21 protein-coding genes are annotated in these 24930 nt (G+C 44.1%); 13 read left to right on the forward strand and 8 right to left on the reverse strand.

Going from position 1 to position 24930, the window contains the following annotated elements; translation table 11 throughout:
- Positions 1 to 134 precede the first annotated feature (134 nt).
- Positions 135 to 419 (forward strand): hypothetical protein, encoded by a 285-nt coding sequence (locus AB4323_RS04295; RefSeq protein WP_372151701.1) that lies wholly within the window; start codon positions 135 to 137, stop codon positions 417 to 419.
- Between the two features lie 25 nt (positions 420 to 444).
- Here AB4323_RS04295 and AB4323_RS04300 read toward each other — a convergent pair whose 3' ends face one another.
- Positions 445 to 1635, reverse strand: coding sequence for a GGDEF domain-containing protein (locus tag AB4323_RS04300; protein WP_372151793.1), 1191 nt, complete (start codon positions 1633 to 1635; stop codon positions 445 to 447).
- 315 nt (positions 1636 to 1950) lie between these two features.
- Between AB4323_RS04300 and AB4323_RS04305 the strand changes: the two genes are divergently transcribed.
- From AB4323_RS04305 to manA, 6 genes are all read left to right on the forward strand, one after another.
- On the forward strand, positions 1951 to 2289 hold the full coding sequence (locus tag AB4323_RS04305; protein ID WP_017061543.1) for a DUF1840 domain-containing protein: 339 nt from the start codon (positions 1951 to 1953) through the stop codon (positions 2287 to 2289).
- A gap of 406 nt (positions 2290 to 2695) precedes the next feature.
- On the forward strand, positions 2696 to 4090 hold the full coding sequence (uhpT, locus tag AB4323_RS04310) for a hexose-6-phosphate:phosphate antiporter (RefSeq protein ID WP_017061544.1): 1395 nt from the start codon (positions 2696 to 2698) through the stop codon (positions 4088 to 4090).
- Between the two features lie 147 nt (positions 4091 to 4237).
- The gene (uhpA, locus tag AB4323_RS04315) at positions 4238 to 4846 is read left to right on the forward strand and encodes a transcriptional regulator UhpA (RefSeq protein ID WP_017061545.1); all 609 of its coding nucleotides are present in this window, start codon (positions 4238 to 4240) and stop codon (positions 4844 to 4846) included.
- Complete coding sequence (gene uhpB, locus AB4323_RS04320; protein WP_372151703.1) at positions 4846 to 6342, forward strand: signal transduction histidine-protein kinase/phosphatase UhpB; 1497 nt, start codon at positions 4846 to 4848, stop codon at positions 6340 to 6342. Before uhpA ends, uhpB begins: the two co-directional genes overlap by 1 nt.
- Before the next feature lie 8 nt (positions 6343 to 6350).
- A complete protein-coding gene (locus AB4323_RS04325; RefSeq protein ID WP_372151705.1) occupies positions 6351 to 7691 on the forward strand; it encodes an MFS transporter in 1341 nt (446 codons plus the stop codon).
- Between the two features lie 291 nt (positions 7692 to 7982).
- A complete protein-coding gene (gene manA, locus AB4323_RS04330; protein ID WP_372151707.1) occupies positions 7983 to 9188 on the forward strand; it encodes a mannose-6-phosphate isomerase, class I in 1206 nt (401 codons plus the stop codon).
- Between the two features lie 115 nt (positions 9189 to 9303).
- Here manA and AB4323_RS04335 read toward each other — a convergent pair whose 3' ends face one another.
- The gene (locus AB4323_RS04335; protein WP_372151709.1) at positions 9304 to 11985 is read right to left on the reverse strand and encodes a hypothetical protein; all 2682 of its coding nucleotides are present in this window, start codon (positions 11983 to 11985) and stop codon (positions 9304 to 9306) included.
- Positions 11986 to 12383: 398 nt separating this feature from the next.
- Between AB4323_RS04335 and AB4323_RS04340 the strand changes: the two genes are divergently transcribed.
- Positions 12384 to 15299, forward strand: a complete 2916-nt coding sequence (locus AB4323_RS04340; protein WP_372151711.1) for an alkaline phosphatase family protein — start codon at positions 12384 to 12386, stop codon at positions 15297 to 15299.
- Between the two features lie 60 nt (positions 15300 to 15359).
- Here AB4323_RS04340 and AB4323_RS04345 read toward each other — a convergent pair whose 3' ends face one another.
- Positions 15360 to 15815, reverse strand: coding sequence for a GNAT family N-acetyltransferase (locus AB4323_RS04345; protein ID WP_372151795.1), 456 nt, complete (start codon positions 15813 to 15815; stop codon positions 15360 to 15362).
- Between the two features lie 660 nt (positions 15816 to 16475).
- Between AB4323_RS04345 and AB4323_RS04350 the strand changes: the two genes are divergently transcribed.
- On the forward strand, positions 16476 to 16604 hold the full coding sequence (locus tag AB4323_RS04350) for a hypothetical protein (protein ID WP_258186361.1): 129 nt from the start codon (positions 16476 to 16478) through the stop codon (positions 16602 to 16604).
- Between the two features lie 65 nt (positions 16605 to 16669).
- On the opposite strand, the gene AB4323_RS04355 is transcribed toward AB4323_RS04350, so the two are convergent.
- The 5 genes from AB4323_RS04355 to AB4323_RS04375 all read right to left on the reverse strand — a co-directional run bounded on the left by AB4323_RS04355 (position 16670) and on the right by AB4323_RS04375 (position 20485).
- A complete protein-coding gene (locus AB4323_RS04355) occupies positions 16670 to 16927 on the reverse strand; it encodes a YdcH family protein (RefSeq protein WP_010432560.1) in 258 nt (85 codons plus the stop codon).
- 156 nt (positions 16928 to 17083) lie between these two features.
- The gene (locus AB4323_RS04360; protein ID WP_102449725.1) at positions 17084 to 18073 is read right to left on the reverse strand and encodes a rhodanese-related sulfurtransferase; all 990 of its coding nucleotides are present in this window, start codon (positions 18071 to 18073) and stop codon (positions 17084 to 17086) included.
- A 268-nt stretch (positions 18074 to 18341) separates the two neighbouring features.
- Complete coding sequence (locus AB4323_RS04365) at positions 18342 to 18773, reverse strand: GNAT family N-acetyltransferase (RefSeq protein ID WP_372151713.1); 432 nt, start codon at positions 18771 to 18773, stop codon at positions 18342 to 18344.
- 73 nt (positions 18774 to 18846) lie between these two features.
- Positions 18847 to 19182 (reverse strand): 5-carboxymethyl-2-hydroxymuconate Delta-isomerase, encoded by a 336-nt coding sequence (locus AB4323_RS04370; RefSeq protein ID WP_102454066.1) that lies wholly within the window; start codon positions 19180 to 19182, stop codon positions 18847 to 18849.
- A 154-nt stretch (positions 19183 to 19336) separates the two neighbouring features.
- Positions 19337 to 20485 (reverse strand): PLP-dependent aminotransferase family protein, encoded by a 1149-nt coding sequence (locus tag AB4323_RS04375; RefSeq protein WP_249633418.1) that lies wholly within the window; start codon positions 20483 to 20485, stop codon positions 19337 to 19339.
- Between the two features lie 115 nt (positions 20486 to 20600).
- Between AB4323_RS04375 and AB4323_RS04380 the strand changes: the two genes are divergently transcribed.
- The 4 genes from AB4323_RS04380 to AB4323_RS04395 all read left to right on the forward strand — a co-directional run bounded on the left by AB4323_RS04380 (position 20601) and on the right by AB4323_RS04395 (position 24858).
- Positions 20601 to 21470, forward strand: coding sequence for a GyrI-like domain-containing protein (locus tag AB4323_RS04380; RefSeq protein WP_017085035.1), 870 nt, complete (start codon positions 20601 to 20603; stop codon positions 21468 to 21470).
- A gap of 245 nt (positions 21471 to 21715) precedes the next feature.
- Positions 21716 to 23050, forward strand: coding sequence for an MATE family efflux transporter (locus AB4323_RS04385; protein WP_372151716.1), 1335 nt, complete (start codon positions 21716 to 21718; stop codon positions 23048 to 23050).
- A 201-nt stretch (positions 23051 to 23251) separates the two neighbouring features.
- Positions 23252 to 24010: an ATP-binding cassette domain-containing protein gene (locus AB4323_RS04390; RefSeq protein ID WP_372151718.1), complete on the forward strand. Its 759-nt coding sequence runs from the start codon at positions 23252 to 23254 to the stop codon at positions 24008 to 24010.
- A complete protein-coding gene (locus AB4323_RS04395; RefSeq protein WP_372126533.1) occupies positions 24007 to 24858 on the forward strand; it encodes an ABC transporter ATP-binding protein in 852 nt (283 codons plus the stop codon). Before AB4323_RS04390 ends, AB4323_RS04395 begins: the two co-directional genes overlap by 4 nt.
- Positions 24859 to 24930 lie beyond the last annotated feature (72 nt).

Here is a 24930-nt window from a genome sequence, read left to right on the forward strand (position 1 = left end):
TAGCTGTAGTTTATGTAATTTGATTTAAAAAGAAGATGGCACAGCGTTGAGTGACTTATTCGAAAATCTTGAACAGGTAACAATATGAAATTATGTCTATACTCAATAGAGAGTATATCGCCAAGGAGGCCGCTATGGCAGTTCAGCAAAAACATGGCGAAAGGCATGGTCGGATAGGTTTTGATAACGACTTTACAACGGAGCAAAGCCAGCGCTTTACAGAGGTTGCAAACAGCGCAGTTAAACGCTGCGTGAAAAAACGTGAGATAGAAGCGCCGTTTATTCAGTCAGCTAAGCAAGCCGCTTTTAAAACCGTGGTGAGGCGACCTAAAGGGAATAACCCAAACCGAACACGTCAAGTCATATGGATTATTATGATCGGGTTAGTGAGTCTTTGGCTTATGTACCTTGCAGGTTAGCAGCGCCGCTCCGTTATAGGAATGGCTAGCGTTGGCGCGTTTTTAATAGCGTAACATTGTTCCCTTCGACCTTTGCTTCAAGACAATCTTCAAGTTCAGAAGAATCTGACCCTGAGCAGGTTAGATTCGTCGGTAGTTCTTCTATCAAGGTTGATACTGGGTTGTCGTGATAATAAGCATATCGGTTTTTTCCTGAATGCTTGGCAACATACATCGCTTTATCAGCACATCTCGTCAGCTCATGTAATTCTTGGGCATCTTGCGGATACAAAGCAACCCCAACACTTAACGTCAATTCCTTGATTCTCTCGTTTGTTTGGCAGCCGCTTTCGAACAGCCCGCAGATCCTATCTAGAATGCCGTCTAGATCTTTACGAGTTGGCACATCGTAGAGCATCAGAACAAACTCGTCTCCAGCAAAGCGCGCGATGGAATAATCGTATTCATGGCTTTTTCTGTCTCTGGTTCGAATGTTGTTGCTCAAGCGATTGGCAAAATGCTGTAAGACACTGTCTCCCACATCGTGCCCGTAGCTGTCGTTAATGCCTTTAAAGCCATCTATATCCAAAAAGACCAATGCCGTAAGTGATCGCTCACTATCCACTGTCGCAAGCTTTTCTACAGCCCAGCGCTCAAAGCTCCAACGGTTGGCCAATCCGGTAAGTTGGTCTCTGTAGGCCAGATCTTCAATGCCTTCTTTATAAAGGCGTTGGATATAACTGACGGCTTTTGTGTAGTAATAAGCGGATGTGTGACACACCAAGCTCATAGTAAACAGGCTAAGAATAAACCGATGTGTGCTGTTAAATGGCAGAGAAAAGTTATTGGGCATTGCCGTAATCAAGGTGCTGATAAACAAACAAAATGAGGTGCTGAAGATGATTCCAATTCTGAAGTCATTGATAAAAATCACCGCCGCCAGAATAGGGTAGAGCCAAAGAATTCGGTCAGGAATGGCGTGACTGTACAAAAATAGGATGACCCCTTGAACCAGTAAAACACCGCTCAGGATCAATTCGGAATATTCAGGGTTAATGACTTTTCTTACGTAAAATGCATTGGAGATAGCGATCAGTGCAAAACACAATTCGAAAACCGACAGTGTGTAATGTTGGCCTTGGAAGTAAGCCCAAGTGTAGAAAATGAATAACGCAGCGGCAGTCAGTGAAAAGGAGTGGACAATTTTTTGCTTGCGGGTGGATCGTATGTCCGCCATTTCTTCTAGGTGCCTGCCGACGAGCCTTTTCATGTGATCTGTGCCAAAGTTTTTGATAATGGTGTTAATAGTAGATTAAATAACAAGCTATGCAGAGGCTTAGATGTCTATTTAGTGTGACTACTATCAAGGTTTCATATGAAAGGCTGTTCAATCAATTCCAAATAGTGATGTATATCACCGATGGTGCTGGTCATCTCTAGAAGATTAGATTTAAGCATCAAACTTGTAACCGTTGTTTGATGTTTATCTACTTGCTTTCCAGAGAGTTACTCCACATAGTTTGTAAACGACCAAAATTAAGAAAGGCTCATTATGTTAATTACCTTTAGTTGTAAAGCTCATGCTAGTGTCACGATGTTTGGTGAAGTCGGCCTCCAGTTCATCAAGATGCTTGGGCATAGCGGCTCCATCCCAGGTGCTATGGATGCTTCAGAGGTTCCTCAAGCTCTGGATAATCTACGTGCTGCTATTGCAGCAGAGCAGAGCAAGTCCGTAGAGCATGAAAATACTGATGACGACAATGAAGAAGAGGTGGTTGAAGCGCCTGTTAATATCGGTAGTCGAGCGTTCCCACTGGTTGAATTATTAAAAGCTGCCATCAAAGATGAATGTGAAGTAATGTGGGAAGACGGTAGCGGCAAGCGACTGTAGTACGATTCACGCGAAACGTAACAAGCCTATTGAATCTATTTTAATCAGAATGAATGCTGAACCAGTATCGGACACACCATGACCATGGAGTTTTATGGTGATGAACCGATACTGGTGTTTTTTTAGTGAAGTAATCCACTCGTTTCTGTTTATTTACAAGGTTCGTCAGCCCTGAAATGAGTGACTTTTGTTATCGTAATATCAATCCATAACAGACCGTAAACAAAGTGATGCTGTTCACGCTTTCTTGACTCCCAATTCTGAACTAAGAATTTTTCCTAGTTATTCTAAGACCCTCTCTCATGCGGTCGATTTTTAGACTCCTTATTATTTCACGGTCAACTAACAAACAATGTATGGCCGCAATTATGCCGTGCAGACCTCACAAAAAATAAGAGAGTTCACAATGTTAAAGTTCCTAGATCAGGTTCGAAAACCGACGCTGGATCTTCCGGTCGAAACTAGAAGAAAAATGTGGTTTAAACCATTCCTACAATCTTACCTCGTCGTGTTCATTGGTTATCTAACCATGTATTTGATCCGTAAGAACTTCAATGTCGCGCAAAACGACATGATTTCTACTTATGGATTATCGATGACGGATCTAGGTCTTATCGGTCTGGGTTTCTCTATCACTTACGGTATCGGTAAAACCGTCGTTTCCTATTATGCCGATGGTAAAAACACCAAGCAGTTCCTGCCATTCATGCTTGTCCTTTCTGGTATCGCTATGTTGGGCTTCAGCTTCAGTATGGGCGGTGGCAGTGCTAGCTTATTCTTGATGGTTGCCTTCTATGCGTTGAGTGGTTTCTTCCAAAGTACCGGCGGTCCTTCAAGCTACTCGACCATCACTAAATGGACGCCTCGTAACAAGCGTGGTTCTTATTTAGGCCTTTGGAATATGTCGCACAACGTGGGTGGCGCAGGTGCCGCTGGTGTTGCTCTGTTCGGTGCTAACTACCTTTTTGATGGCAACGTGATCGGTATGTTCGTGTTCCCATCAATCATTGCGATTGTGGTTGGCTTTATTGGTATGCGCTTTGGTAATGACTCTCCAGAAGCCTATGGTCTAGGTACGGTTGAAGAGTTGTTTGATGAAGAAGTCAGCGAAGAAGATACGGCTGCTGAAGAAAATCAAATGACTAAGAAAGAGATCTTTGTTGAATACATCCTGAAAAACAAAGTGATCTGGTTGCTCTGCTTCGCGAATATCTTCTTATACATTGTTCGTATCGGTATCGATCAATGGTCTACCGTTTATGCGTATCAAGAGCTAGGTCTATCAAAAGAAACCGCGATTTCAGGCTTCACTCTGTTTGAGGTTGGTGCACTGGTCGGTACGTTAATGTGGGGTTATCTGTCAGACCTTGCGAACGGACGCCGTGCTTTGGTTGCTTGTGTATCGCTTGGCCTGATTATCGTTTCGCTAGAGTTCTACCAGCATGCAACCAGTGAGTTCATGTACCTAGCATCACTGTTTGTGCTTGGTTTCCTAGTATTTGGTCCTCAGTTGCTGATTGGTGTTGCTGCAGTAGGTTTCGTGCCTAAGAAAGCAATCAGCGTTGCGGATGGCGTGAAAGGTACATTTGCTTACTTAATTGGTGACAGCTTTGCCAAACTTGGCCTAGGTATGATTGCAGACGGCACACCTATTTTTGGCTTAACGGGTTGGAAAGGCACGTTCGCAGCGCTTGATACGTCAGCTGCCATTTGTATCGTGTTACTGCTATTCGTTGCGGTTGCGGAAGAGAAGAAGATTCGCCACGCTAAGAAAATACACTTAGCGTCTCAAAACGCGTAGCGAGTCTCACGTGCTTTATTGGTTTAAAGCACGTGAGATCATACCAATCGTTAGTTCGATTCAGTATCATCTCTATTAATAAACTTAATTTTAGATAGCTCCTGTTGGGGCTATTTTTCTTTCTTACTCTTAATTTTGGTTAATATCATGATTAATGTTGCGCTTGTTGATGACCACGTCATTGTTCGATCTGGCTTTGCTCAATTACTCAGTCTTGAAGCTGATATTACGGTCGTGGGAGAATTCAACTCTGCGGCAGAAGCGCGCCTAGGATTGCCAAGTTGTCACCCTGATGTCGTGATCTTAGATATCTCAATGCAAGACGAAAGTGGCCTGAGCTTATTGGAAGAGATTCCATCAGGCATTGCCAGTATCATGCTGAGCGTACATGACTCTCCGGCGATGGTTGAGAAGTCATTAGAGTTAGGAGCCAAAGGTTATCTCAGCAAGCGCTGTAGCCCTGATGAGTTAATCCAAGCCGTACACACGAGCGCAAATGGTGGCTGTTATCTCACGCCCGATATCGCCATAAAGCTTGCGACGCCCATGAAGAATAAAGCCTCTTTAAATCAGCTCACCCGCAGAGAAAGCGAAGTGTGTCAGTTATTGGCGACAGGGCTCGATGTAAAATCTATTGCCGTAGAGCTAGGGGTTAGCCATAAAACGGTGCATGTACACCGTGCCAATGCTATGGACAAACTCAATGTTAAGAACAACGTCGAGTTAGCTAAATTGTTTACACAAGACCAGTATTAATGCGTTCTTACCTAGCCACCTCCCTGTGTGGGGTTTTTATGGCTGGTTGTGCATGGTTCTGTTTGTGGGTTATTGCCTTCTATTTTATTAATGACCCTGAGTTAGCCATTCTGCTTTTCCCGTTTTCACTTCGATTGGGAATGACGCTGCACACTCGCACTCACTATTGGCCTGCTATCTATATTGCCGAGTGGGGGCTTGCGATCGCTTTAGCTCTGCTACTTGATGAACCTCAATGGCTGACGATACTCATCGCCAGTGGATTGAGTATTCCTGTCACGCTAATTGCCAAGCGTTATTATTCTGGTGACCAGAATCGTCACTTGTTAGTGATGGCGAGCTTAATCATGGTCACAGCATTCATTAATGTTGCCGTTGTGGGTTCTCATGTTCCGGCTGTTTACATGGTGTGGTTGGTGAGTATTACTGGCGGACTGATGCTGGTGCCGATGTGTTATCTAGTCTGGAACTATCTATTCCAAAACAAGTGGTCACCACTGGGCTCTTACTTAATCCATAATGTTGTAGAGTTCAAAATCCGTCACATCGCTTTATACAGTGTGTTGCTGGTGGCCAGTATTTTGATACAAACCAGTTTGCCTGATGAACTAAGGCGCTTCGCCCCATTTTGTATGGCGATCCCTATTATCTTGCTCGCTGTTCGTTACGGATGGCAAGGCGCTTTACTCGCGACCCTGTTAAACAGTGTTGCGCTGATTGCTGCTCATAGCGGTACGTCTAAACTCGAAATTACCGACTTACTCTTGTCTCTATCGGCTCAAACTATTACCGGTATATTGCTGGGCCTTGCGGTTCAAAAGCAGAAAGATCTCAACTCCAAATTGCGCAGTGAGCTTTCCAGAAACCAAAACCTTTCACGCCAGCTAATAACAGCTGAAGAGTCGGTTCGTCGTGATATTGCGCGTGAGCTGCATGATGAAATTGGCCAAAACATCACGGCAATTCGTACGCAGGCAAGCATTATTAAACGTGTCGATGCGGCAGAGATGAGCGTTCGCTGTGCGGGGACGATTGAGTCATTGTCTTTGAATGTTTATGACACCACCAAACGTCTACTTACAAAACTAAGACCTAAGATGTTGGACGATCTTGACCTAAAAGATTCCGTGGAACAGCTTATTCGAGAGATGGAGTTTTCGGATCACGGCGTTGATATCCAGTTAAATTGGCAGGGTGATTACTCGTGTTTGAGTGACACGCTCAAGGTCACTATCTTCAGGCTGTGCCAAGAATCTCTAAACAATGCCTCTAAATACGCCAACGCGAGCGAAATCAGAATTGAACTGATTCTAGATGATCTGGCTTATCTTCGGATCTCAGACAATGGCGTTGGTTTTACAGCGCAAGACCTTCTCAAAGGAATGGGGGTTCGTGGTATGCAAGAGCGTGTTCAGGCGCTCGGCGGCAAGATGACAATCAACGCTAATGGATCATCTTCGGGTACCAATATCAGCGTTACATTACCTAAAGTGTGAGAACGAATATGTTTGGATTTCTGCGCTCAACAACGTCAAAGAGTGATGCTCTAACTGATGATGAGATCAATCAGAGTTATCGCTACTGGCGCCTTCACATCATGATAGGAATGTATGTCGGCTATGCGGGTTTTTACTTTACTCGTAAAACCTTTAATTATGCCGCGCCAGCCATGATCACCGACCTAGGTTTGGACAAAGGTGATATCGGCTTAATTGGCACGCTCTTTTATCTTTCTTATGGCTTATCGAAATTTATATCAGGCACGATATCGGATCGGTCGAACCCGCGTTACTTCATGGGGCTCGGCCTAATCGCGACTGGTCTGATAAACATCGCGTTTGGCTTTTCGAGTTCGTTAGCGGCTTTTATCTCGCTATGGGTACTGAATGCATGGTTCCAAGGTTGGGGCTGGCCATCGTGTTCCAAGTTATTGACGACTTGGTATTCTCGCTCCGAAAGAGGCTTTCGCTGGGCAATCTGGAATACAGCGCACAACGTTGGTGGAGCGCTTATCCCTATTCTTGTGGGTTATCTAACGCTGCAGTTCAGTTGGCGAGCTGGGTTTATCTGGCCGGGTGTGATTGGTGTTTTTATCGGTCTTATTGTCTGCTGGCGCTTACGTGACAAGCCCACCACCATGGGACTTCCGACGGTAGGGAAGTGGCGCAGTGATCACCTGGAATTAGCGCAAGAGAGCCATGGGCAAGGGTTAAGCTATCGAGAGATCCTGAAAACCTATGTGTTCAGCAATAAGTACATTTGGTTGCTCGCCTTTAGTTATGTGTTGGTTTACATCGTAAGAACGGCAGTTAACGACTGGGGCAATTTATACCTCACCGAAGAACACGATTACAGTTTGATCAACGCCAACGCTGCCTTGTCTCTGTTCGAGATAGGAGGTTTTGTTGGTTCACTTGTTGCTGGGTGGGGATCGGATAGGTTGTTTGGTGGCAACCGCGGTCCAATGAACATCTTGTTTGCGATTGGCATCTTCCTTTCGGTTTCGGCTTTATGGCTTATGCCTTTAACCAACTTTGTGTTTCAAGCGGCTGGGCTATTCTGCGTTGGCTTTTTTGTTTTTGGCCCTCAAATGCTTGTTGGCATGGCGGCGGCGGAATGTTCACATAAAGACTCTGCCGGGGCGGCGACAGGTTTTGTTGGCTTGTTTGCTTATATGGGAGCAGCACTTTCTGGTTACCCATTAGCGCTCGTTCTAGAAGCTTACGGCTGGAGTGGGTTCTTCATTACCATCTCTACTTGTGCGGCCGTTATTGGCTTGCTGTTACTGCCTTTCCTACAAGCTCAATCACCTCAGAAAAGTGCAGAAGCTCGCTCTGGTTTTTAAGGAACGATAACAAGATAGTCACTAGTGTTTGTATTCAGATGCTTGTATCGCTGCTGTAAACAGTGCGATACAAGCCGCTATCTTATTCTCAGCGCTTTCTACTCGTGATATTCAAATGTGACTATTTTCACGCTTTTCATCGGTCTCACCTGTTTCTAAGAATTTTTCCTATTGCGTCTAAGACCTCATCTCATGTGGGTTCTAGCCGAGCTCTGTAGTCTTTCTAATTATTTACGTTATTAGAAATCAGCTCTCTGAATTGTGTTCAAAGGGCTCACTACGGAAAACGCCATGTCACTCAGCCACCTCTCAGAACACTCATTTTTCCCAATGGAAAACACCATCCAAAATTATGCATGGGGGAGCATTTCTTCGATACGTGAACTGTTTGGCTTTCAGAATGAGTCACAAGAGCCGCAAGCGGAAGTTTGGATGGGAGCGCATCCAAAAGGTTGCTCAATGGTTAAGCTTGACCAGCACTTGGTGCCTCTCTCTGAGCTGATTAACAAGAATAAACCGGCCTATCTATCAAGCGATATTGCGCAGGAGTTTGGTGAGCTGCCGTTCTTGTTTAAGATCTTGGCAGCAGAAAAAGCGTTGTCTGTTCAGGTTCACCCAAACAAGCGCCAAGCAGAGGTTGGCTTTGCAAGAGAGGAGCAAGCAGGAATCCCTCTGACTGCAGGACATCGTAATTACAAAGACTCTAACCACAAACCTGAATTGGTTTACGCGATCACTGAATATCAAGCAATGAATGGCTTTCGAGAATTCGATGAAATATTAGGGTTGTTCAGAAAGTTGAATGCGAGCGAGCTGGCTGGTTTAGTTGAAGAGTTTGGCAACCACCTTGATTCTCTAGGTTTAGAGGCGTTTTTCCGTGATTTATTAACTCTGGACGACCAACGTAAACACCGAGCATTAGAGCAACTTCTGGCTTACGCAGCCGCTCACCAAGGTCAATCTGAGTTTGCTTTGGTTACTGAGCTTAGCCACCAGTACCCGAATGATATCGGTTTGTTTTGCGTTCTGCTGCTTAACTTGATCACACTACGGCCGGGTGAAGCGATGTATTTGAATGCAAACACTCCGCACGCATACATCAAGGGGACTGGGCTCGAGATTATGGCCAATTCAGACAATGTGCTGCGAGCTGGCTTAACGCCAAAACACATTGATGTCGCTGAGTTGGTTGCCTGCACAGAGTTTACACCAATCCCGTTCGAACGCTTGTTGTTAGCACCTTCAAAGTTAGGTCAATGTGATCGCTATGATATCCCAGTTAGTGACTTTGATTTCAATATTTTTCATCGCCCTCAGCGAGAAGAAGTCATCACAAGCGGTGCTGAAATTTTAATGGCGATAGACGATGATTTAACGTTAATGAGTCAGAAAGGTGAGCATTTAACCCTTACTAAAGGGCAATCGGTATTTATCCCAGCCTATATTGGCCATTATGAATTGAGCAGCAACGGCCGAGTGGCGAGAGCGTTTAGCTAGGGGAAGCGATGAGCTTGAAATGCTACCAAGTTTTGTGAATGGAGATGTTGGCTTAAAGAGCTAATACGAAAAAAACAAGCCAATAAGATATTGGCTTGTTCATATTATCTAACGATTATCGAACAGAAGGTAAGCTAGCTGCTTCCATGTTAATCAACATGCCCCAAGAAGGTTCTTCACGGGTGGACTTAATTGAACCTCGGTTGGTCAACCAGGTGATTTGAGTATCAATAGGTCCGTAGTCTGCGAACTGTGTCTCACTTGTTACTTTACATGCTGCAAAAGTACCTGCAGGCACCGTGATTTCCTCTTTACCTAGGTAGGTTTCTTGGTAGTCGAAGGTAGATAGATAGTAAGGTCGTCCGTTGATGATTTCATCCAATGATGTTTCTACGGAAAGGGTTCTTAATCCAGGGTACTCTATTTCGATTGCGTCACCGCTGTCTTCGTCCCACCAGTAATCGTACTGAGAGGTGAGTGGTGCGTTAGTTGATGTTCCAAAGGCTACTGTTTGATTGATGATTTTTTGGTTATCAGTAATCGTCAGTGGTAATACTGCTTTAGCCGCCCCCCAACCTAGTGAGTCATCAGAGTTAAAGCCCTCTTGACCTAGGTAGTGATCTTCAGAGCTATATGAATACTCGTACCCCATTAAAACACCTTCAGAATCTTTGATGTCGACACGTGTTTTTTCTAGGCTGCCTGCTAAGTCAGAAATCCAACTTGGAAGTCCGGTCACTAACGTAACGTCATTCAGCCAAGAGAAAGTGTCACCCAAGTAGGTAAACTCATAAGTGAGGTTCTCTGTAACAGGAGCTTCTTCCCACATAGGCGTGCGTTGTACATCGTAAACCGTGATGTCATTAGCCGTCGCAATGAACTCAGCATCCGGCAGCGAGTCAAGACAAGCCTGTAGGTTGAGAGGGTGTAAAGGTTGTGGTGTTAATGCGTTATCCAAAATGAACTGCTTAGTCGCTTCATCAAAAACATAAGCCTCACTACCTGCATCTTCAACTTCCTTGTAGGTAATACGTACAAAGCCTTCGACTACAGACAAGTAAGCGGAATTATCTTCTTTTTGGTAGTTAGACCATGTAGCTTGCGAGTGGATAGATTCAGGGATTGTAACCTGACGTAATACCTCGCCGTTCAAAGATACATCTTTCCATGAACCGAGTTCTGACAATTTGGAGAATGTAGAATCTAAATTCCACGCTCTTGAATAATAAACCACGGTGCCATTAGAAAGCAGCTGTGCAAATACTTCAGCACTTTCCATGCCTGCCATTGGGATTAAGTCAGCATGATTGTTAGACGCTGTGTCATGACGGTCTGATTCATCTTCAGCAATGGTCGATGCCAAAGTGGAAAGCCATGTATCGCTGCCATTCTTAAAGGCGCTAATGCCGTTGCACGAGTTATTGAGTGCCTCATAGCGGTCAGGGCTATACTCAGCACACCAATCCCCCTTGTAAAAGGTATAAATATTGTCGTAGATATCTTCTATAGACAATTTGTATGCGGTGGTGTTGTCAGGGAATTTTAAACCTACAGGCATAATGTTAGACCAAACGTTCTCATCATCCGTTTGATCCATGATGGAACGAACATTAAGCCCACTGATATCTAATTGCTTAGCGCTAGCAACTTCACTAAAAATCGAGCTTCTAGATTCTAGAGTTAAGCTGCCGTCTTTGTTCGGCTTAATGCTGGTTAAGGTGTCATCGCTCGCTTCCCAACCGTTTTGTCCTAACACCATGCTATTTGTGTCAGGTGTATCTTCAAACTCAACAAATTGCTCAGCAAAGTAATCATAAATATAACTGGTATCGGTAACTGAGTTATCTGTATCAGACTTCAATGTTCCATAGGCAACTACTAAATCTTTGCCAGTGTCATTATCGCCGCCAAACCAATTGATACCGTCTGTTTTGATAAGCTTCGCGAGATCGGCTTTTTTAGAGCCTTTGTTTGCTTCGTTTTCTTTAACTTTATCTTCGAGATTTGAGTCATTGATGTCGATGTGATCGTGATTGATATTGTTCGCAATATCGCTTGGGTCGAAGTTTTCACCAGCGGCTTCAATATTCTTAACGACTTCGTCGAGAACTCGTGTTACTTCCTCTGCAATTAATGCGGTGAGTGCTTCTACAGAAATACCGGCGCCCGCTGCCGTTTCTGATAACGCATCAGTGTTCTCAGCCATGACTGAAGCGGTAACTTGAGCTACGCGGTGTAGGTTTTCAAAGGCCGCTTTTTGTGAATCGGCTAAGTCATTATTGTTTTTGGCTTCGATATAATCTTGCGTTAAATCGAGTGTTGTCCCCAACTTCTCTTGAATAGCTGTTTTGGCTTCTTCTAACGAAGAACCACTCTCGATTTCATTTTGAATCAGAGTCGTTAATGGGCTAATAAATGCGGATTTTGGAGGTGCAGTTAAGCGATAGCTCTTGCTTAGAACGACACCTGGGTTATCGGTATCGATGGTTTGCCCAGCAACCACTTCGATCAACAGAGTACCTTGTTCAAGTTGTTCTTGAGTTAGATTATCAATTGTGAACGAACCATCGTCACCCGTTACGGCACTTGGCTCATCCTTATCACAAACTTTATTGCTGTTTAGATCCAAACACGCATTGGCTCCTACCAAATAGCCATCAGCGGCTTTTGCTGTTAAAGACGCTGAAGTTGCTGTTGAACCGCCAGTATCAGTTGTAGAGCTATCCGAACTGTCGCTACCACATCCTGCTATCCCTAGGGCTATTGCCACTGCTAACAGTGAACGTTGACCATTCATGTTAGTTCTCCTATTAAGTTATTGATAAAAAATTATTACTCTGGAATCAATCGGGAGAATGTCATTGATAAATATGACTATTTATAAATTGAATGCCATTGATGAGAAATGTATCAAAACGGTATATAGCGGAAATAGCAGGAGTGTTTATTCTAGAGACATATCTAATTAGCTGAGTTATATATGCGAGTGATATCTATGGTGAATGTTTAGTATTTGTAATTGACGTTCCTGTCAATTGCAGATTGGGCTAAGTGGTTATTATTTATAGATGTATATATATTTTATAGGTGTTGGTTGTCTGTATAACCTTTAGAGGTGGCCGTAGGTTGACTAATCAGTTGAAACTGAAACAATAAGTCGTATTTATAGAAGTGTGTTGATCTAAAGGAAATTTGATGAGCTCTTATTCTCACGTTCGCAGTTACGCCAGTTTATTCAGTGTCTTATCGTTGGCGGTTACGTCAGCTCCGAGTGCCGCTGATATATCAACAACGCCCGTCATTGGTGGCGTTTTTAGCTCCAGTGAAGTGTTGAAAAATGAGGTGCTTTCAAGCCTAAGTTATTCTGCCAAACTCACTCGTGATGCAGCTCTTTTCACGATTGGTGGCGTTACATTAGATGCGTATATTCTCGCTCTCCCTTTAGATGTCAAAACAAAAGCCAGAGTCGTTGCTCAGTTATCTAACCCGACGTACTCAATTCCTCTGGGTTATTTTCTCTATAGTTATTACGACCGCTATTCAGGCTTGGGCAGTGAAGATGTGTTCAAATCTTACTTGTCGACGGTTTATGATAAGCAGGCGCTAAAGGGCTTTGAACATAGCCTCTATCATGTTGGAGATAAACCAACCTCAGAGCATCACGAGCCAGATACCTCGACTGAAGCAACGGGACATCATGAAGGTATTCGTATCGATGAACAGTTCATTGCTAACATGGTGGTTATCTACGATGCGTTATTCGAAATTGGTGTTTGGCAGGATATGGACACGCTCCCTGCGAATTACACATACTTAACTAATAGCCCTGAAGATCTAGCGATCATCGCTCAGATTCAACCGATCATCATTGATTTGATCGGTAAAGCGGCATTGGGAATGGATGACGGCGACATGAAGTCTGCAATGTTGGCGATTGCAGAAGATGGTAAACCAGAAAACGCTGATAAGCCGAATAACAAAGCACAAGCTCTTACCATCACGCTTATTGATTTTGTGCGCTTAAACTTGCTGAAAGCCTACCGACAGTTTGTGTTTAAAGAAGAACGTGCAGAAGCGCTCGATGATTGGATGCAGCAAGCGTTCAGTGACCAGCCTGATGCGCTCATTCAGTTCTTAGAATCCCAACAGCACAAGCGCTTTGCGGTCCAAGTGACTGTCGATGGTTTACAGCAGGGGTTGATCGAAGGCTTGGTCGATGAAGATTCACCTTTCATTTCTGTTGCTTACCAAAATCATAAAAACCGAGCGCAATACAAACCTAAGCTAGAAACGGTGATTGAGCCTGAGCATCAACAGCAGGTGAGGTTCATGGAGGTTCTGTCTGAACAAACCTACCGTGATCCGAATTATCTTCCGTTCTTCAAAAAACTTTATCAAGAGAATCGAAATAATATAAGCCGAGTGGGTATCTCTTCTACTCCGACGATCAGCGTACGCAACCTACCGATCATTAAAACGGGCGCAAAAGTGTCTGGTAATGGTGGTACGGGTATCCCTAATTTCCACTTTGTCGACCGAGAGATCGACCGAGCGTATTACTTCTTCGGTAATGATGCCCTACAGCTGGATGTGTTGATGGCAAACAACAAGGTTCAGACCATGTTTGATCGCCTTGATTACCTAAAAACGCTGAACTGCAACGCTCAATATGATTGGAATGCTCACACCACTTACGACGGGCTAGTAAACCTAGGTTTGGGTGAGTCACTGCGTGATTATGGCGAGAAACGCTGCGTGAAAGAGCTTCAAGAACGTTCAGAAGTCGAAGTGGTTTTGCAAGAAAAGCATCAAGCCTTGATTGAAGATATTGAGGCGTATCAGTCTATATCTGGCTTTGATTTTTTCACTAAGTTTTCAAAGAGAGCTCAGGTTAAACAGTCGATCACTCAGTTTGCCGAGTTAGATGGAAAAGGGATGCCAGACTACACCTTGGTTTATAACCCATGGCCGGATCACTTCGCGCACTTTACCGGTCCTTTTAGTGACGAAATTCTGATGCCGACTGGAGAGCTTAACCGACTGGACTATTGGATTCGCCAAATTGAAGCGACCTACCGCAGTGCCGGCGTTTACGATAAAACGCTATGGGGCATGGCTGGGGATCATGGTTTAACGCCGGTGTTCTACGCGCTCAATCCCGAAAAGCAGGTATTTGAAGGCTTACAAGCAGAGCTAGAGTATCCAATTGTGGTTAAGAAGATATCTTCAGACGAGGGTGAAGGGCCTAAAATCACCAATGCGCTAAGCTACCCAAGCTCGAAGGAATTGGATGTGGTGGTCGCCTCGACTGCCGGTGGTAACTTCATGATGGACTTCTTTAATTCGGCTCAAGGGTGGCAGGTTCAGCCGGTTTACCAAGAACTCACGCAGTGGTCTCCGATTGCAGCGCCAGCTGGTCTGAACATAGACATCATTAATCAGATAGCGCAACGCTTGCCTGAAAGTCTTGATTATATGGTCGTAAGAGAAAGCACATGTGATCAACAACGTTGCTCTGTTCGTGTGATTGGCAACCGCGATTTAAAACGGGTCGATGAATTGATCACACGCGAAGGTGACAAGCTTTTCTATGAGTCATTGGAAGACAATCGAGCGCCAATTTTGCTCAATACGCAAAGGTTAAATCCATACCTAGCATCACCAAGCGAAGCTGATTTTTCACAGTATTCTCAATTGGTCGACAAGTGTATTAACCGAGCGGTTAAAGCGGATGTGACAACGTGGTGTAGTAGTGCTGAGTGGACTTCATTGACGCAGCCAACACTTCGACCAGATTCAGTGAATCAACTGGCTAATATCTACCTTGAAGATAGGGCTGGCACGGTTAACTTGTTCCCTAAAGCGGGAATTGGCTACAACACTAAGGTGCCGGGTCGTCATGCTGGTGAGGATTACTTAGAGAAAGATGCTTTCATCGGATTCTGGGGAGCGCCAATTGGCGATAACTCTCAGCAATTGAAAATTGAAGCTAACGGATCTTTAGCGCCAACGCTGTTTGAGTATTTGACCGGAGAACCTGTGGTCGAAGGCGAGAACGGTTGGGGTTTTCCGTCGTTGATTGAGAAATTAGATATTTCAAGCGCGCGCTAACGTAAACGCTCTCTACCTACTCGCTATCTGTATTTTCTCTATGGTTAGCGAGGCTGAGAGTTAGCTAGGCTGAGAGTTAGCTAGGTTGAGAGCCAATCCCACAAAATCATCATCTCCTTCATCAACAACTCGGTAGCCAAGTGAACGATAAAAGCTAATGGCGCGAGTGTTACTTCTAAAGCTCGACAAGGTGACTTGCTCACGTCGCTCTTCCGTGGCTCTCTTATGTATGAGGCACATGACTTGTTTACCTAGCGAATGACCTTGGTATTGAGGGGAAATGATCAGCAGATGAATATGGTATGCGTTGTCATAAGGCTTAAAACACACAAGTCCAATCCTCTCTTCTCCTCGGTATACCCAATGAAACCAAGAGGGATGGTAATCGTTTAAAAGTCGTTGACGTTGAAAGTCATCATCCCAACCGAAAACGTCATCTACGTGTATGAATATACCTTGTTTCACACTCGCAAATAGTTCTTCGAATTCATGATTTGAAACGAGCTGGAATTGTATGTTCTCTTCTTCTATTACCACTCGGCTTGCTTCCTTATCAAACGCCTAGAATAAGCAAACAGTAACATAATGTATTGGGCGTTTTTTGTGCTTACTTGGAGCATTTATCTAAAATATTTATATAGATACTGTGTACTATTTACTGAATCTATCTAGTTAGCGCCCAGATGTTGACGTAGCCCTTTTCCTATAACGCTTCCAATAAATTCAACCAATTAATGGGTATGTTATTAGTTTTCTTGGTTTTTTTCTAAATGGAGAACTAACGTAAGAATATTGGATTGATCTTTATCAGCGTGAGAGTTTTATTGATCCAAATCAATACTCAAAGTTGGTGGTTCTCGTTAAATACGGGAAAATGAAGAGGTTATGCAGTACATCAGATTGTGCTATCGCTAAGGTAAATGCACAACATATAGTGTTTTTTTGATATTTAAGTAGGAGGTGAAAATGACAATGTTTGAGATGTAAAAAAGCCTACACAAGGTAGGCTTTTTTATCTGTATCATGCACGTTGTAATAAGCAAAGTTTAGAGTCTTCTCCTACAAAGTCTTAAAACTTCTGGACAACAATTATGATGACTTGTTTCAAGGCGAATCATATCAAAGTCCACGCAAAAAACAATGTGCTCAATTTATATAAAATAGAGAGTACAGTTCATGATGAACAAAATTAGTATTTTGTTAGACGTAGCTGAGAGAGTATTAGCAATTATCAACTTCTTAGTATCTGAAGATTTTGAATTACCGACCGCCATCATTCAGATTTTCACTAAATTAGCTGCGTAAATTTGTGATAAACAGCCCGTCAACGGGCTGTTTATAAAAACGTTTTTGAGGACAAGTGTATTCTGTTAAACGATCTTAAGTGCGTGGTGGCGCGTGAGCTGTTTGTGTAGCGAGTCTTTTAGCGCCATGCGTTCAACTTTGAGGTTGTGCATGCTGTCGTCATCGATAGGGCTGCCAGAGATTTCTAGCTGACGGATGTCGTAGTCGAGTTGGTGGTATTTCTGCATGTCTGCTTTGAATTTTTCGTCGTCGTGGTTGAGCTGAACAATGTCTAATTTAAGATCTGGGAAATCTAAGATAAAGGCATGGTTTTCATTGAGCATTGGCACTTCCTCTCTAGTCGGATTATTAACAGTATAGAAGCAATTTATCGAAAGAAATGTGGCTCAAAACACAAAGCGAGAACAGGATCAAAAAAGGGCATTAACGTTCCATTGTGGATTCGTTGATGCCCTTTGTTATTTTCGTAATATTAAAAACTACTTCGCTTTCTTACCAGAACGTTGCTGCTCTTTGTGTGCTAGCTTTTCTTTCTTACGTTGATCGATAAGGTGAGCGGCTTCGCCACCTACGTGGGTTTCGCCACGAGCATTCGACAGTTGAACTTGCTTTTCACGTTCGCGGAAACGGGCTTTCTGCTCGTCGCTGTGCTTATCAATACACTTAGGGCAGCTTACGCCTTTCTCGAAGTGTTCAGAGGCTTTGTCTTCGTCAGTGATTGGCAGACGACACGCGTTACACACATCGTAACCGCTCTTCTCTAGCTGGTGGTTAACTGCAACACGACCATCAAATACGTAGCAGTCGCCTTCCCACATGCTCTCTTCTTCTGGTACTTCTTCTAGGTACTTAAGAATGCCGCCTTCAAGGTGGTAAACCTCATCAAAGCCTTGCTCTTTCATGTAGGCCGTTGATTTTTCGCAACGAATACCACCAGTACAGAACATTGCGACTTTTTTGTGTTTCTTAGGATCGAGATTGTCTTCAACGTATTGAGGGAATTCACGGAAGGTTTCTGTGTTTGGGTTTACAGCATTTTTAAATGTACCGATATCGACTTCGTAGTCGTTGCGAGTATCAACCAGAATCACATCAGGATCAGAAATCAGAGCGTTCCATTCGTTTGGTTTCACGTAAGTGCCGACAACGTGGCGTGGGTCGATACCCTCAACGCCCATGGTTACGATCTCTTTCTTAAGCTTAACCTTGGTGCGGTTGAATGGTTGTTCTTCGTTGAACGACTCTTTGTAAACAACATCAGCCAAACGAGAATCTTGTTTGAACCATTGAAGAAGAGCGTCGATAGATTCGCGCTTACCTGCAACGGTGCCGTTGATACCTTCACTCGCAAGTAGCAAAGTACCGCGGATTTGGTTGGCTTCTAACACGTCAGTGAGTGGCTGGCGAATTTCTTGGTAATCATCAAGTGCTACGAATTTATACAGAGCACATACAACATATTGAGACATGGTTTTTCCTTTCTGCGAGCTGGAACGTAAATCCAGAGCGGTTGCCTTTTATGATACATACTGAGTTTGATTTACTCAGGTTTGCCCATATTGGCTTATTAAAATCCGCCGCAGTATAACCAAGCCAAGGAAGGACAAAAACCAACCAAAAGTAGGGCTATTTAGCATTGTTATTAGTGTGGTTTTAGGTGTGTGGAGGTGGTAGCTATTTGATAAGCAGTTTTAGCTCAGATAATTAGTGATATCTTGTTGCTTATTGAATATTTGGCTACGAACTTATGTTGTATCTCATTTCAATGAGCTGGTGTTCCCCGACGATTTCTACTTCGCGAATGAACTCAAAGCCAAACTTTTCATAGTAATTCTTTAGGTATTGATGAGCGTGGATTTCAATGACTTTAGCACCATGTTCAGAGGCATGTTTTAGAAGTGCCATAACAATTTCAGATGCGATACCAGATCCTCGATAAGGCTGTAGAACAGCAACACGCGCCATAGTTGAGCGTCCTGATTCATCAATGTGCAAGCGTGCAGTAGCGACTAAATTATCTTCATCGGTGATGAGTGCATGATGTGAGACAAGATCGAGCCCATCAAGATCCAATATGTGCGGTATGCCTTGTTCAACAACGAAGACTTGATGACGAATGGATTGTGCTTTCATTATCAGTTCAGGGTTGTTACCAATCACCACTTCCATTTATTGCTCCATGTTGTCTAACTAATGCTTTGAAAATACTCTATTTGAGGGGCTGTTCGTTTGTGACTTGCCTTTAAACTAAGGCTTTTGAATAGCTACTTGCCTCTATATCAATGATCTCTACGGTCAGCGAAGCATTGGATAGTGGAAGAGTCAGTAATTGATCCAAAATGGACCTGGAGAGCATCGTTTTAATGCTTTCGTTACGCCCAGATAAAATACGCACAGAGACATGCACGAAGTCTTCTTTTACTTCACCAGTTTGGTAATGCTGGTAGGCAAGGCTGCGTACTTTGATGTCTTCTCCTGTTGGTGAGAACAACTGAGATTCCATCGCGCCGAGAAACACTTTCTGATTGATTTGCTGACCATCAATAGTGGATGAGTGTTCGATAATACAATGAGGCAAAGTGAAGTCCTTTCTGTGTTTTATAGCGACCTAAAATTAAGGCCAATGTGACTCTCTTGTTGAGAATGACATTGGCCCTTAATGCTGATTCGTTGCGGCTTTCTCGGTAATAAGCCGATCAGGCTATCACCAAAGTGGTCAGTATCGTCAGCGATTACGCTTGGTTCAGTACTTCCGCTAAGCGTTTCACCGCTTCTGTTAATTCTTCTGGGTTGGCGTTAGTGAAGTTTAAGCGCAGTGCAGCTTTAGCTTCATCAGCCTTTGGATAGAATACAGGGCTTGGTACTACCGCGACGCCATTCGATAGCAAAGTCTTAGCTAATTCGAAGGTATCGCACTCTGGGATTTCTACCCAAATGAACATCCCGCCATCTACGGCTTTTAACACACAATCTGCAGGCAGTTGTTTTTCTAGTTCTGAGAACAGCACCTCATAACGAGACTTGTACAGTGTGCGAATGTTTTCCATATGTACGTTGAAGTCTTCATGTTTTAGAAGGCCGACAAGCAGCGCTTGCATGGGTACACTTGAGTGCAAGTCAGCGCCTTGCTTCACTTTGATCAGTGGCTCAAGGTAGCTGCGTTTGCCTGTTACCGCGCCAATACGTAGGCCTGGCGATGCAATCTTAGAGAATGAACGAAGAACGATAGAGTTATCAGGGCAGAAAGACGATACCAACGGCAGTTCCGTACCAGTGAAACGTAGCTCACGGTATGGAGCATCTTCAATGAAGGCTACATTGTATTTGATACACAGCTCAGCCACTTTTTGACGAGTTTCTGTTGCCCAGCACACGCCGGTTGGGTTGTGGAAATCAGGCACGGCATAGAACATTTTTGGCGCTTGCTCGGCAAAGCATGTTTCCAGTTCATCTAGGTTCGGGCCAAATTCAGTTTGAGACACGGTAGCGATGTTTGCTTGAACTAAGCCAAACACCTGCATCGCACCTAGGTAGCTTGGCGCTTCCATCACAACTACATCACCCGGGTCAACATACGCACGCGCAATCAAATCCAAACCTTGCTGAGAACCGGTACAGATCATTGCTGTGTGAGTCTCTGGCAATTGGTAGCTTTGCGTAAGGTGATCAAGCAACGGGCCATAACCTGCGGTCGAACCGTATTGGAAAACTTCAGGCATGTTCGCTAGGTTTTCTAGCGTAGGCTTCATTAAATCGATAGGGAATGTTTTCGCATCGGGTAAACCACCGGCCAACGAAATAACATTTGGATCGCTTGCGGCTGCGAGGATCTCTCGAATGTATGAAGATTGAATCTGTTGTAATGACTGTGCGATTTCCATGTGTTGTGTCTCGTCGTCTATCGTTTTTATTTTATCGCTTGATATTACACGGTAATTGTAAAAACTGGCGTGTCCGTTTATGCTCTTAAACATGTCCATTTATGCTATTTGAACGATGTCACGACAACACATATCCCGAATCAATGATGTTTTGTTCCATATTCACCAAGACATCAGTCAGCCTTTGTCGGCAAAAGCGCTCTCTGAGATTGCTGCGTATTCAGAGCAACACTTTCATCGCACGTTCAAAAGTGTGGTTGGGGAGTCGTTGCATCAATACATTAGACGCACTCGAATGGAGTATGCGGCCAATCAATTGATGTTCGATACCAGCTCGTCTGTGGTTGAGATCGCCCATAAATGTGGCTTTAGCTCTGTGTCTTCGTTTAGCCGAGCATTTAAAGCGACTTTTAATATGTCGCCCGGAGAATGGCGTAAGCATGATTTACAGATTGCAGAAAAACCTTACCTGAAAGATCCCGAAGTGGCGGCAGGCTATTTGAATGTGTCGCAGCGGGAGTTGCCGGAACCTAAAATTGTTGAAGTATCAGACCGAATGGCAGCTTATGTTCGACATACTGGCTATAACCGATCCATTCGCAATGCTTGGTTGATATTGAAAGCATGGGCGAACTCTGAACAGCGTGATTTTTCGAGCCAGTTCGGCTTGCATCACTCTAACCCTGCTTGGGTTGAAATGGATCAGTGTCGTTATGTAGCGTGCATCGCGATTGATGAGCCGATTAAGTATCGCAGTGTCGTGAACCAAATGGTGATTCCAGGCGGTTTGCATGCCGTATTTCGACTTAATGGTCGTTATGGTGAGCTGCTACCACAGATCAGTATGGTATTGGAAAAATGGTTACCGGCTTCTGGTTTCAAACAGCGTTCGACTCCTGCGTATGTGCATTATCATAGGAACCATTTTCTCAATAGTGATGAAGTGTTTGAGCTTGATTTCTACCTCCCTGTGAGTTTTTACTGAGTCTTTATCAGGCTAACTAATGAATTGGATCGGTAATTGGTTTTGTTGTTTTTTGTCGAGCGTGGCTTTACTCATTTGTTGTGGCTAATTTGCTCACTCAATGGCTGAAAGGCATCTTATGTTGATGATGTAATGAAGAGAAAGCTTGTTGATAATTTACCTCAGTAATTGATGACAACGTACGGATTAAGCGATAGCATTCCGTTCTAATTGCAAATAATTCTTAATATCACTCGCTAGAATATATGACCATTACCCATAAAGATTATCTTAAAATCGCCTTCCCCTTCATCATCTCAACGGTGACACAGCCTTTGTTAGGTGCGGTGGATACTGCTGTTATCGGCCAACTTGGTATTGCTGAATTGATTGGTGGCGTGGCGATCGGCACCATCATTATGAACACCATGTATTGGCTGTTTGGTTTTTTCCGTGTTAGTACCACGGGACAAAGTGCGATGGCACTGGGCAAAGGGAATCGTTCTGATTTAGCGGGCAGCTTGATGCGTCCGTTCGTGCTGTCTGGTTTGGTGGGTTTGATCTTTATCTTGATACAACCACTCATCTGGCAAGGCGCGATGTGGGTGATAGAACCTGAAGCGAAAGTGGCTGAGCACGCGCACATCTACTTCAGTATTTTGATTTATGGTGCACCTTTTGTACTGCTCAACTACACCATTATTGGTTGGTTAATGGGGCAGGCGAAAGCCAAAGAAGTTCTTTACACACAAGTGTTTGGTAACGTGTTGAATATTGTATTGGATGCGGTGTTTGTACTTTATTTCGACTTGGGTGTTGCGGGTGTGGCCTACGCAAGTTTGATTGCACAAGTCACTACTTTCGCTATTGGTATGACACTGGTGATTAAGACCAGCCATATCTCGATCTCTGAGTTCCTACAAGGTTCGAAGATGACTAAGAAAGACCTATCGACAATCATCTCTTCAAATACCGATCTCTTACTTCGTACCATCTGTATTTTAGTTTTCTTCAACATGATGGCGCGTACTGGTTCTAAACTGGGTGCCGATGTTCTGGCTGCCAACGCGATCTTGATGCAGGTGACCTTCATTGTCAGTTACATGTTTGACGGCATTGCCAATGCATCGAGTGTGTTCGCGGGTAAAGCGGTAGGTCAGAAAAACCCTTCAATGTTGGATCGTGTATTAAGACTTAACTTCCAATGGACGGCGAGTTTTATTGTCGTACTGACCTTCCTCACCTTGGTATTCAAAGACAGCATTGTCTTCTTGTTTACCGATATCCCAACGCTTGTCGCTCTATATCAAGAGATGGCTCCGTGGTTGATTGTGTTCCCGCTGGTGTCTGGCTTTGGCTTAACGGTTTACGGCATCTTTACCGGAACGGGTACCACGCGTCCGGTTAGGGACTCTAGCATCGCTACTTTGTTGGTATTTTTAGCGGTACAGGCATTATCAATCGATATGTGGGGCAATCATGGTTTGTGGTTGGCGTTTACCTTGTTTTATCTTGGACGTATTGCCTTCTTGTATCCGTTCATCGCACAAGTTAAGCAGAAGTGCCTTGCAACAGAAGGTGCATCCGCGGCGTGTCATTAGGTTAGAAACACAATCGTTATTGCCAGTACTTTTGAAAGCGCCTGACAGCATTATGCTAAGGGCGCTTTTTCTATCTAATGACCTAGTAAAAATGGTCAATCAAACAGCAAATAAAATGCGATACGGTTCAATGTTCGCTTTTCATCATGTAGGCTTAATGATAGAGTTGTTATGTTATAACATCTATTTATGAGTATCTGCGTGAACGCCCCACTTCTGTCTGTTGACCAATTAACGATCAAAACCTCTTCGAGAACACTTTTTCAAGATATTCATTTCGATGTATATCGAGGTGAGCTGTTGGCGATCATGGGTCCATCAGGTATTGGTAAGTCGATGCTTTCACGCGCGATTGCGGGTTTTCTGCCAGAGACGGTTGAGGTTGAAGGTCATATTTCTCTTTCTGGCGATGCCGTGTGTGGCTTGCCTATGTTGCAAAGAACCGCAGCACAGCGCCCCGCAGTTATCTTTCAAGATGCGCTTCAAGCATTAAATCCTCTGGTTTCCATTGAAGGTCAACTCAGTTTGGCATTGACGGGGACGCGCACTAAGCTTAAATCACAAGACAAGATCAAACTCACTGAATTGTTAGTGCAGCTTGGATTTCCTAACCCTGAAACCATCTTGCCGTTATATCCGAGCCAAATTTCGGGAGGGCAACGTCAACGGATTTGTATTGCGATTGGCTTGCTGAGTAACGCCGATCTCATCATCGCCGATGAACCAACCAGCGCGTTAGATCCGGTGACAGAGCAAGAGATACTTAAGCTGATTCGCGACAATGTTAAGCAGCGAAAAATCGGTGGCTTGTTGATTACTCATGACCTGCACAGCGCATTAGCGTGTGACAAGTTGTTGGTCATCGATGATGGTGGAGTGGTGGCTTACGGCGCACCAAAACATGCGCTTGAATCAAGCTCTCACGCTTTCTGTTGTTCATTGAGAGACTTAATCGAATGAGCCCGACCTTACCACTAAATTCAGAAGTCTCGCCGTTAATGCCAGTGATAGATTCAGAAACACAAACACCGATCGAGATTAAGTTCGAGAATGTCGGAGTTCATTATTACTCAGTGCCAAGTTGGCTGGGTGGTAAGGCGTTCAAAGCGCTACAGAACATCGACCTCAATGTTGAAGACAAAAGCTTAGCCATTGTTGGCCGTTCTGGTGCCGGAAAATCGACACTGATTGAGCTGTTCTTTGGCCTAAAATCACCGACTGTTGGCCGAATCAGCCTATTTGGCCATTCGCTGCCGATTCGCAATAGCAAAACGCAGGCAAGGGTGTGTCGCTTGATCCAGTTGGTACCACAAGAGCCTCATACCAGTCTCAACCCTTACTATACCGTTCGACAGATCTTAGCCGAACCGCTAAGCAACTTAGACGTTTCTGGTAATCATGAAAGCATTATTGAAGAGACGCTATTGGACGTGGGCTTACCTGCCACTTTGTTATCACTGAAACCGAATCAACTTTCTACAGGCCAAGCTCAACGTGTGGCTATCGCTCGGGCTCTTGTCGTTAGACCCGCAGTGTTGGTGGCCGATGAGCCGACTGCTAGCCTTGATCCTGTGAACCGTCAAAGGTTGCTGGATTTACTTAACTCACTGAAAAATAAGCGTGACATGCGAATCGTTTTGGTGACGCATGATCTCGGTGCGGCAAAGGCGCTTTGTGAAGAAATTCTGGTTCTTGACCATGGCGAGATGGTGGAGCATGGACCGACACCTCAAGTGATGAGCACACCTGCTCACCCTGCGACTCAGTTGCTGATCGAATCTCAGCCACTTTCGAAATCTACTTGTTAAACACAACCTTATTTATTGCGAAATACTGCTTATTAACGAAAGACTGTTTATTAACGAAATACTGCTTATTAA

Source organism: Vibrio sp. 10N.261.52.C11, assembly GCF_041471405.1.
In the GTDB taxonomy this organism is placed as follows: Bacteria; Pseudomonadota; Gammaproteobacteria; order Enterobacterales; family Vibrionaceae; genus Vibrio; species Vibrio crassostreae_C.

Coding starts and splice junctions, on each gene's coding strand:
- uhpT (WP_017061544.1), top strand. CDS start 2,696: ATGTTAAAGTTCCTAGATCAGGTTCGAAAACCGACGCTGGATCTTCCG.
- AB4323_RS04335 (WP_372151709.1), bottom strand. CDS start 11,985: ATGAATGGTCAACGTTCACTGTTAGCAGTGGCAATAGCCCTAGGGATA.
- AB4323_RS04360 (WP_102449725.1), bottom strand. CDS start 18,073: ATGTCTCAATATGTTGTATGTGCTCTGTATAAATTCGTAGCACTTGAT.
- AB4323_RS04325 (WP_372151705.1), top strand. CDS start 6,351: ATGTTTGGATTTCTGCGCTCAACAACGTCAAAGAGTGATGCTCTAACT.
- uhpA (WP_017061545.1), top strand. CDS start 4,238: ATGATTAATGTTGCGCTTGTTGATGACCACGTCATTGTTCGATCTGGC.
- AB4323_RS04295 (WP_372151701.1), top strand. CDS start 135: ATGGCAGTTCAGCAAAAACATGGCGAAAGGCATGGTCGGATAGGTTTT.
- AB4323_RS04395 (WP_372126533.1), top strand. CDS start 24,007: ATGAGCCCGACCTTACCACTAAATTCAGAAGTCTCGCCGTTAATGCCA.
- uhpB (WP_372151703.1), top strand. CDS start 4,846: ATGCGTTCTTACCTAGCCACCTCCCTGTGTGGGGTTTTTATGGCTGGT.
- AB4323_RS04305 (WP_017061543.1), top strand. CDS start 1,951: ATGTTAATTACCTTTAGTTGTAAAGCTCATGCTAGTGTCACGATGTTT.
- AB4323_RS04340 (WP_372151711.1), top strand. CDS start 12,384: ATGAGCTCTTATTCTCACGTTCGCAGTTACGCCAGTTTATTCAGTGTC.
- AB4323_RS04385 (WP_372151716.1), top strand. CDS start 21,716: ATGACCATTACCCATAAAGATTATCTTAAAATCGCCTTCCCCTTCATC.
- manA (WP_372151707.1), top strand. CDS start 7,983: ATGTCACTCAGCCACCTCTCAGAACACTCATTTTTCCCAATGGAAAAC.
- AB4323_RS04355 (WP_010432560.1), bottom strand. CDS start 16,927: ATGCTCAATGAAAACCATGCCTTTATCTTAGATTTCCCAGATCTTAAA.
- AB4323_RS04375 (WP_249633418.1), bottom strand. CDS start 20,485: ATGGAAATCGCACAGTCATTACAACAGATTCAATCTTCATACATTCGA.
- AB4323_RS04300 (WP_372151793.1), bottom strand. CDS start 1,635: ATGGCGGACATACGATCCACCCGCAAGCAAAAAATTGTCCACTCCTTT.
- AB4323_RS04350 (WP_258186361.1), top strand. CDS start 16,476: ATGATGAACAAAATTAGTATTTTGTTAGACGTAGCTGAGAGAGTATTA.
- AB4323_RS04380 (WP_017085035.1), top strand. CDS start 20,601: ATGTCACGACAACACATATCCCGAATCAATGATGTTTTGTTCCATATT.
- AB4323_RS04365 (WP_372151713.1), bottom strand. CDS start 18,773: ATGGAAGTGGTGATTGGTAACAACCCTGAACTGATAATGAAAGCACAA.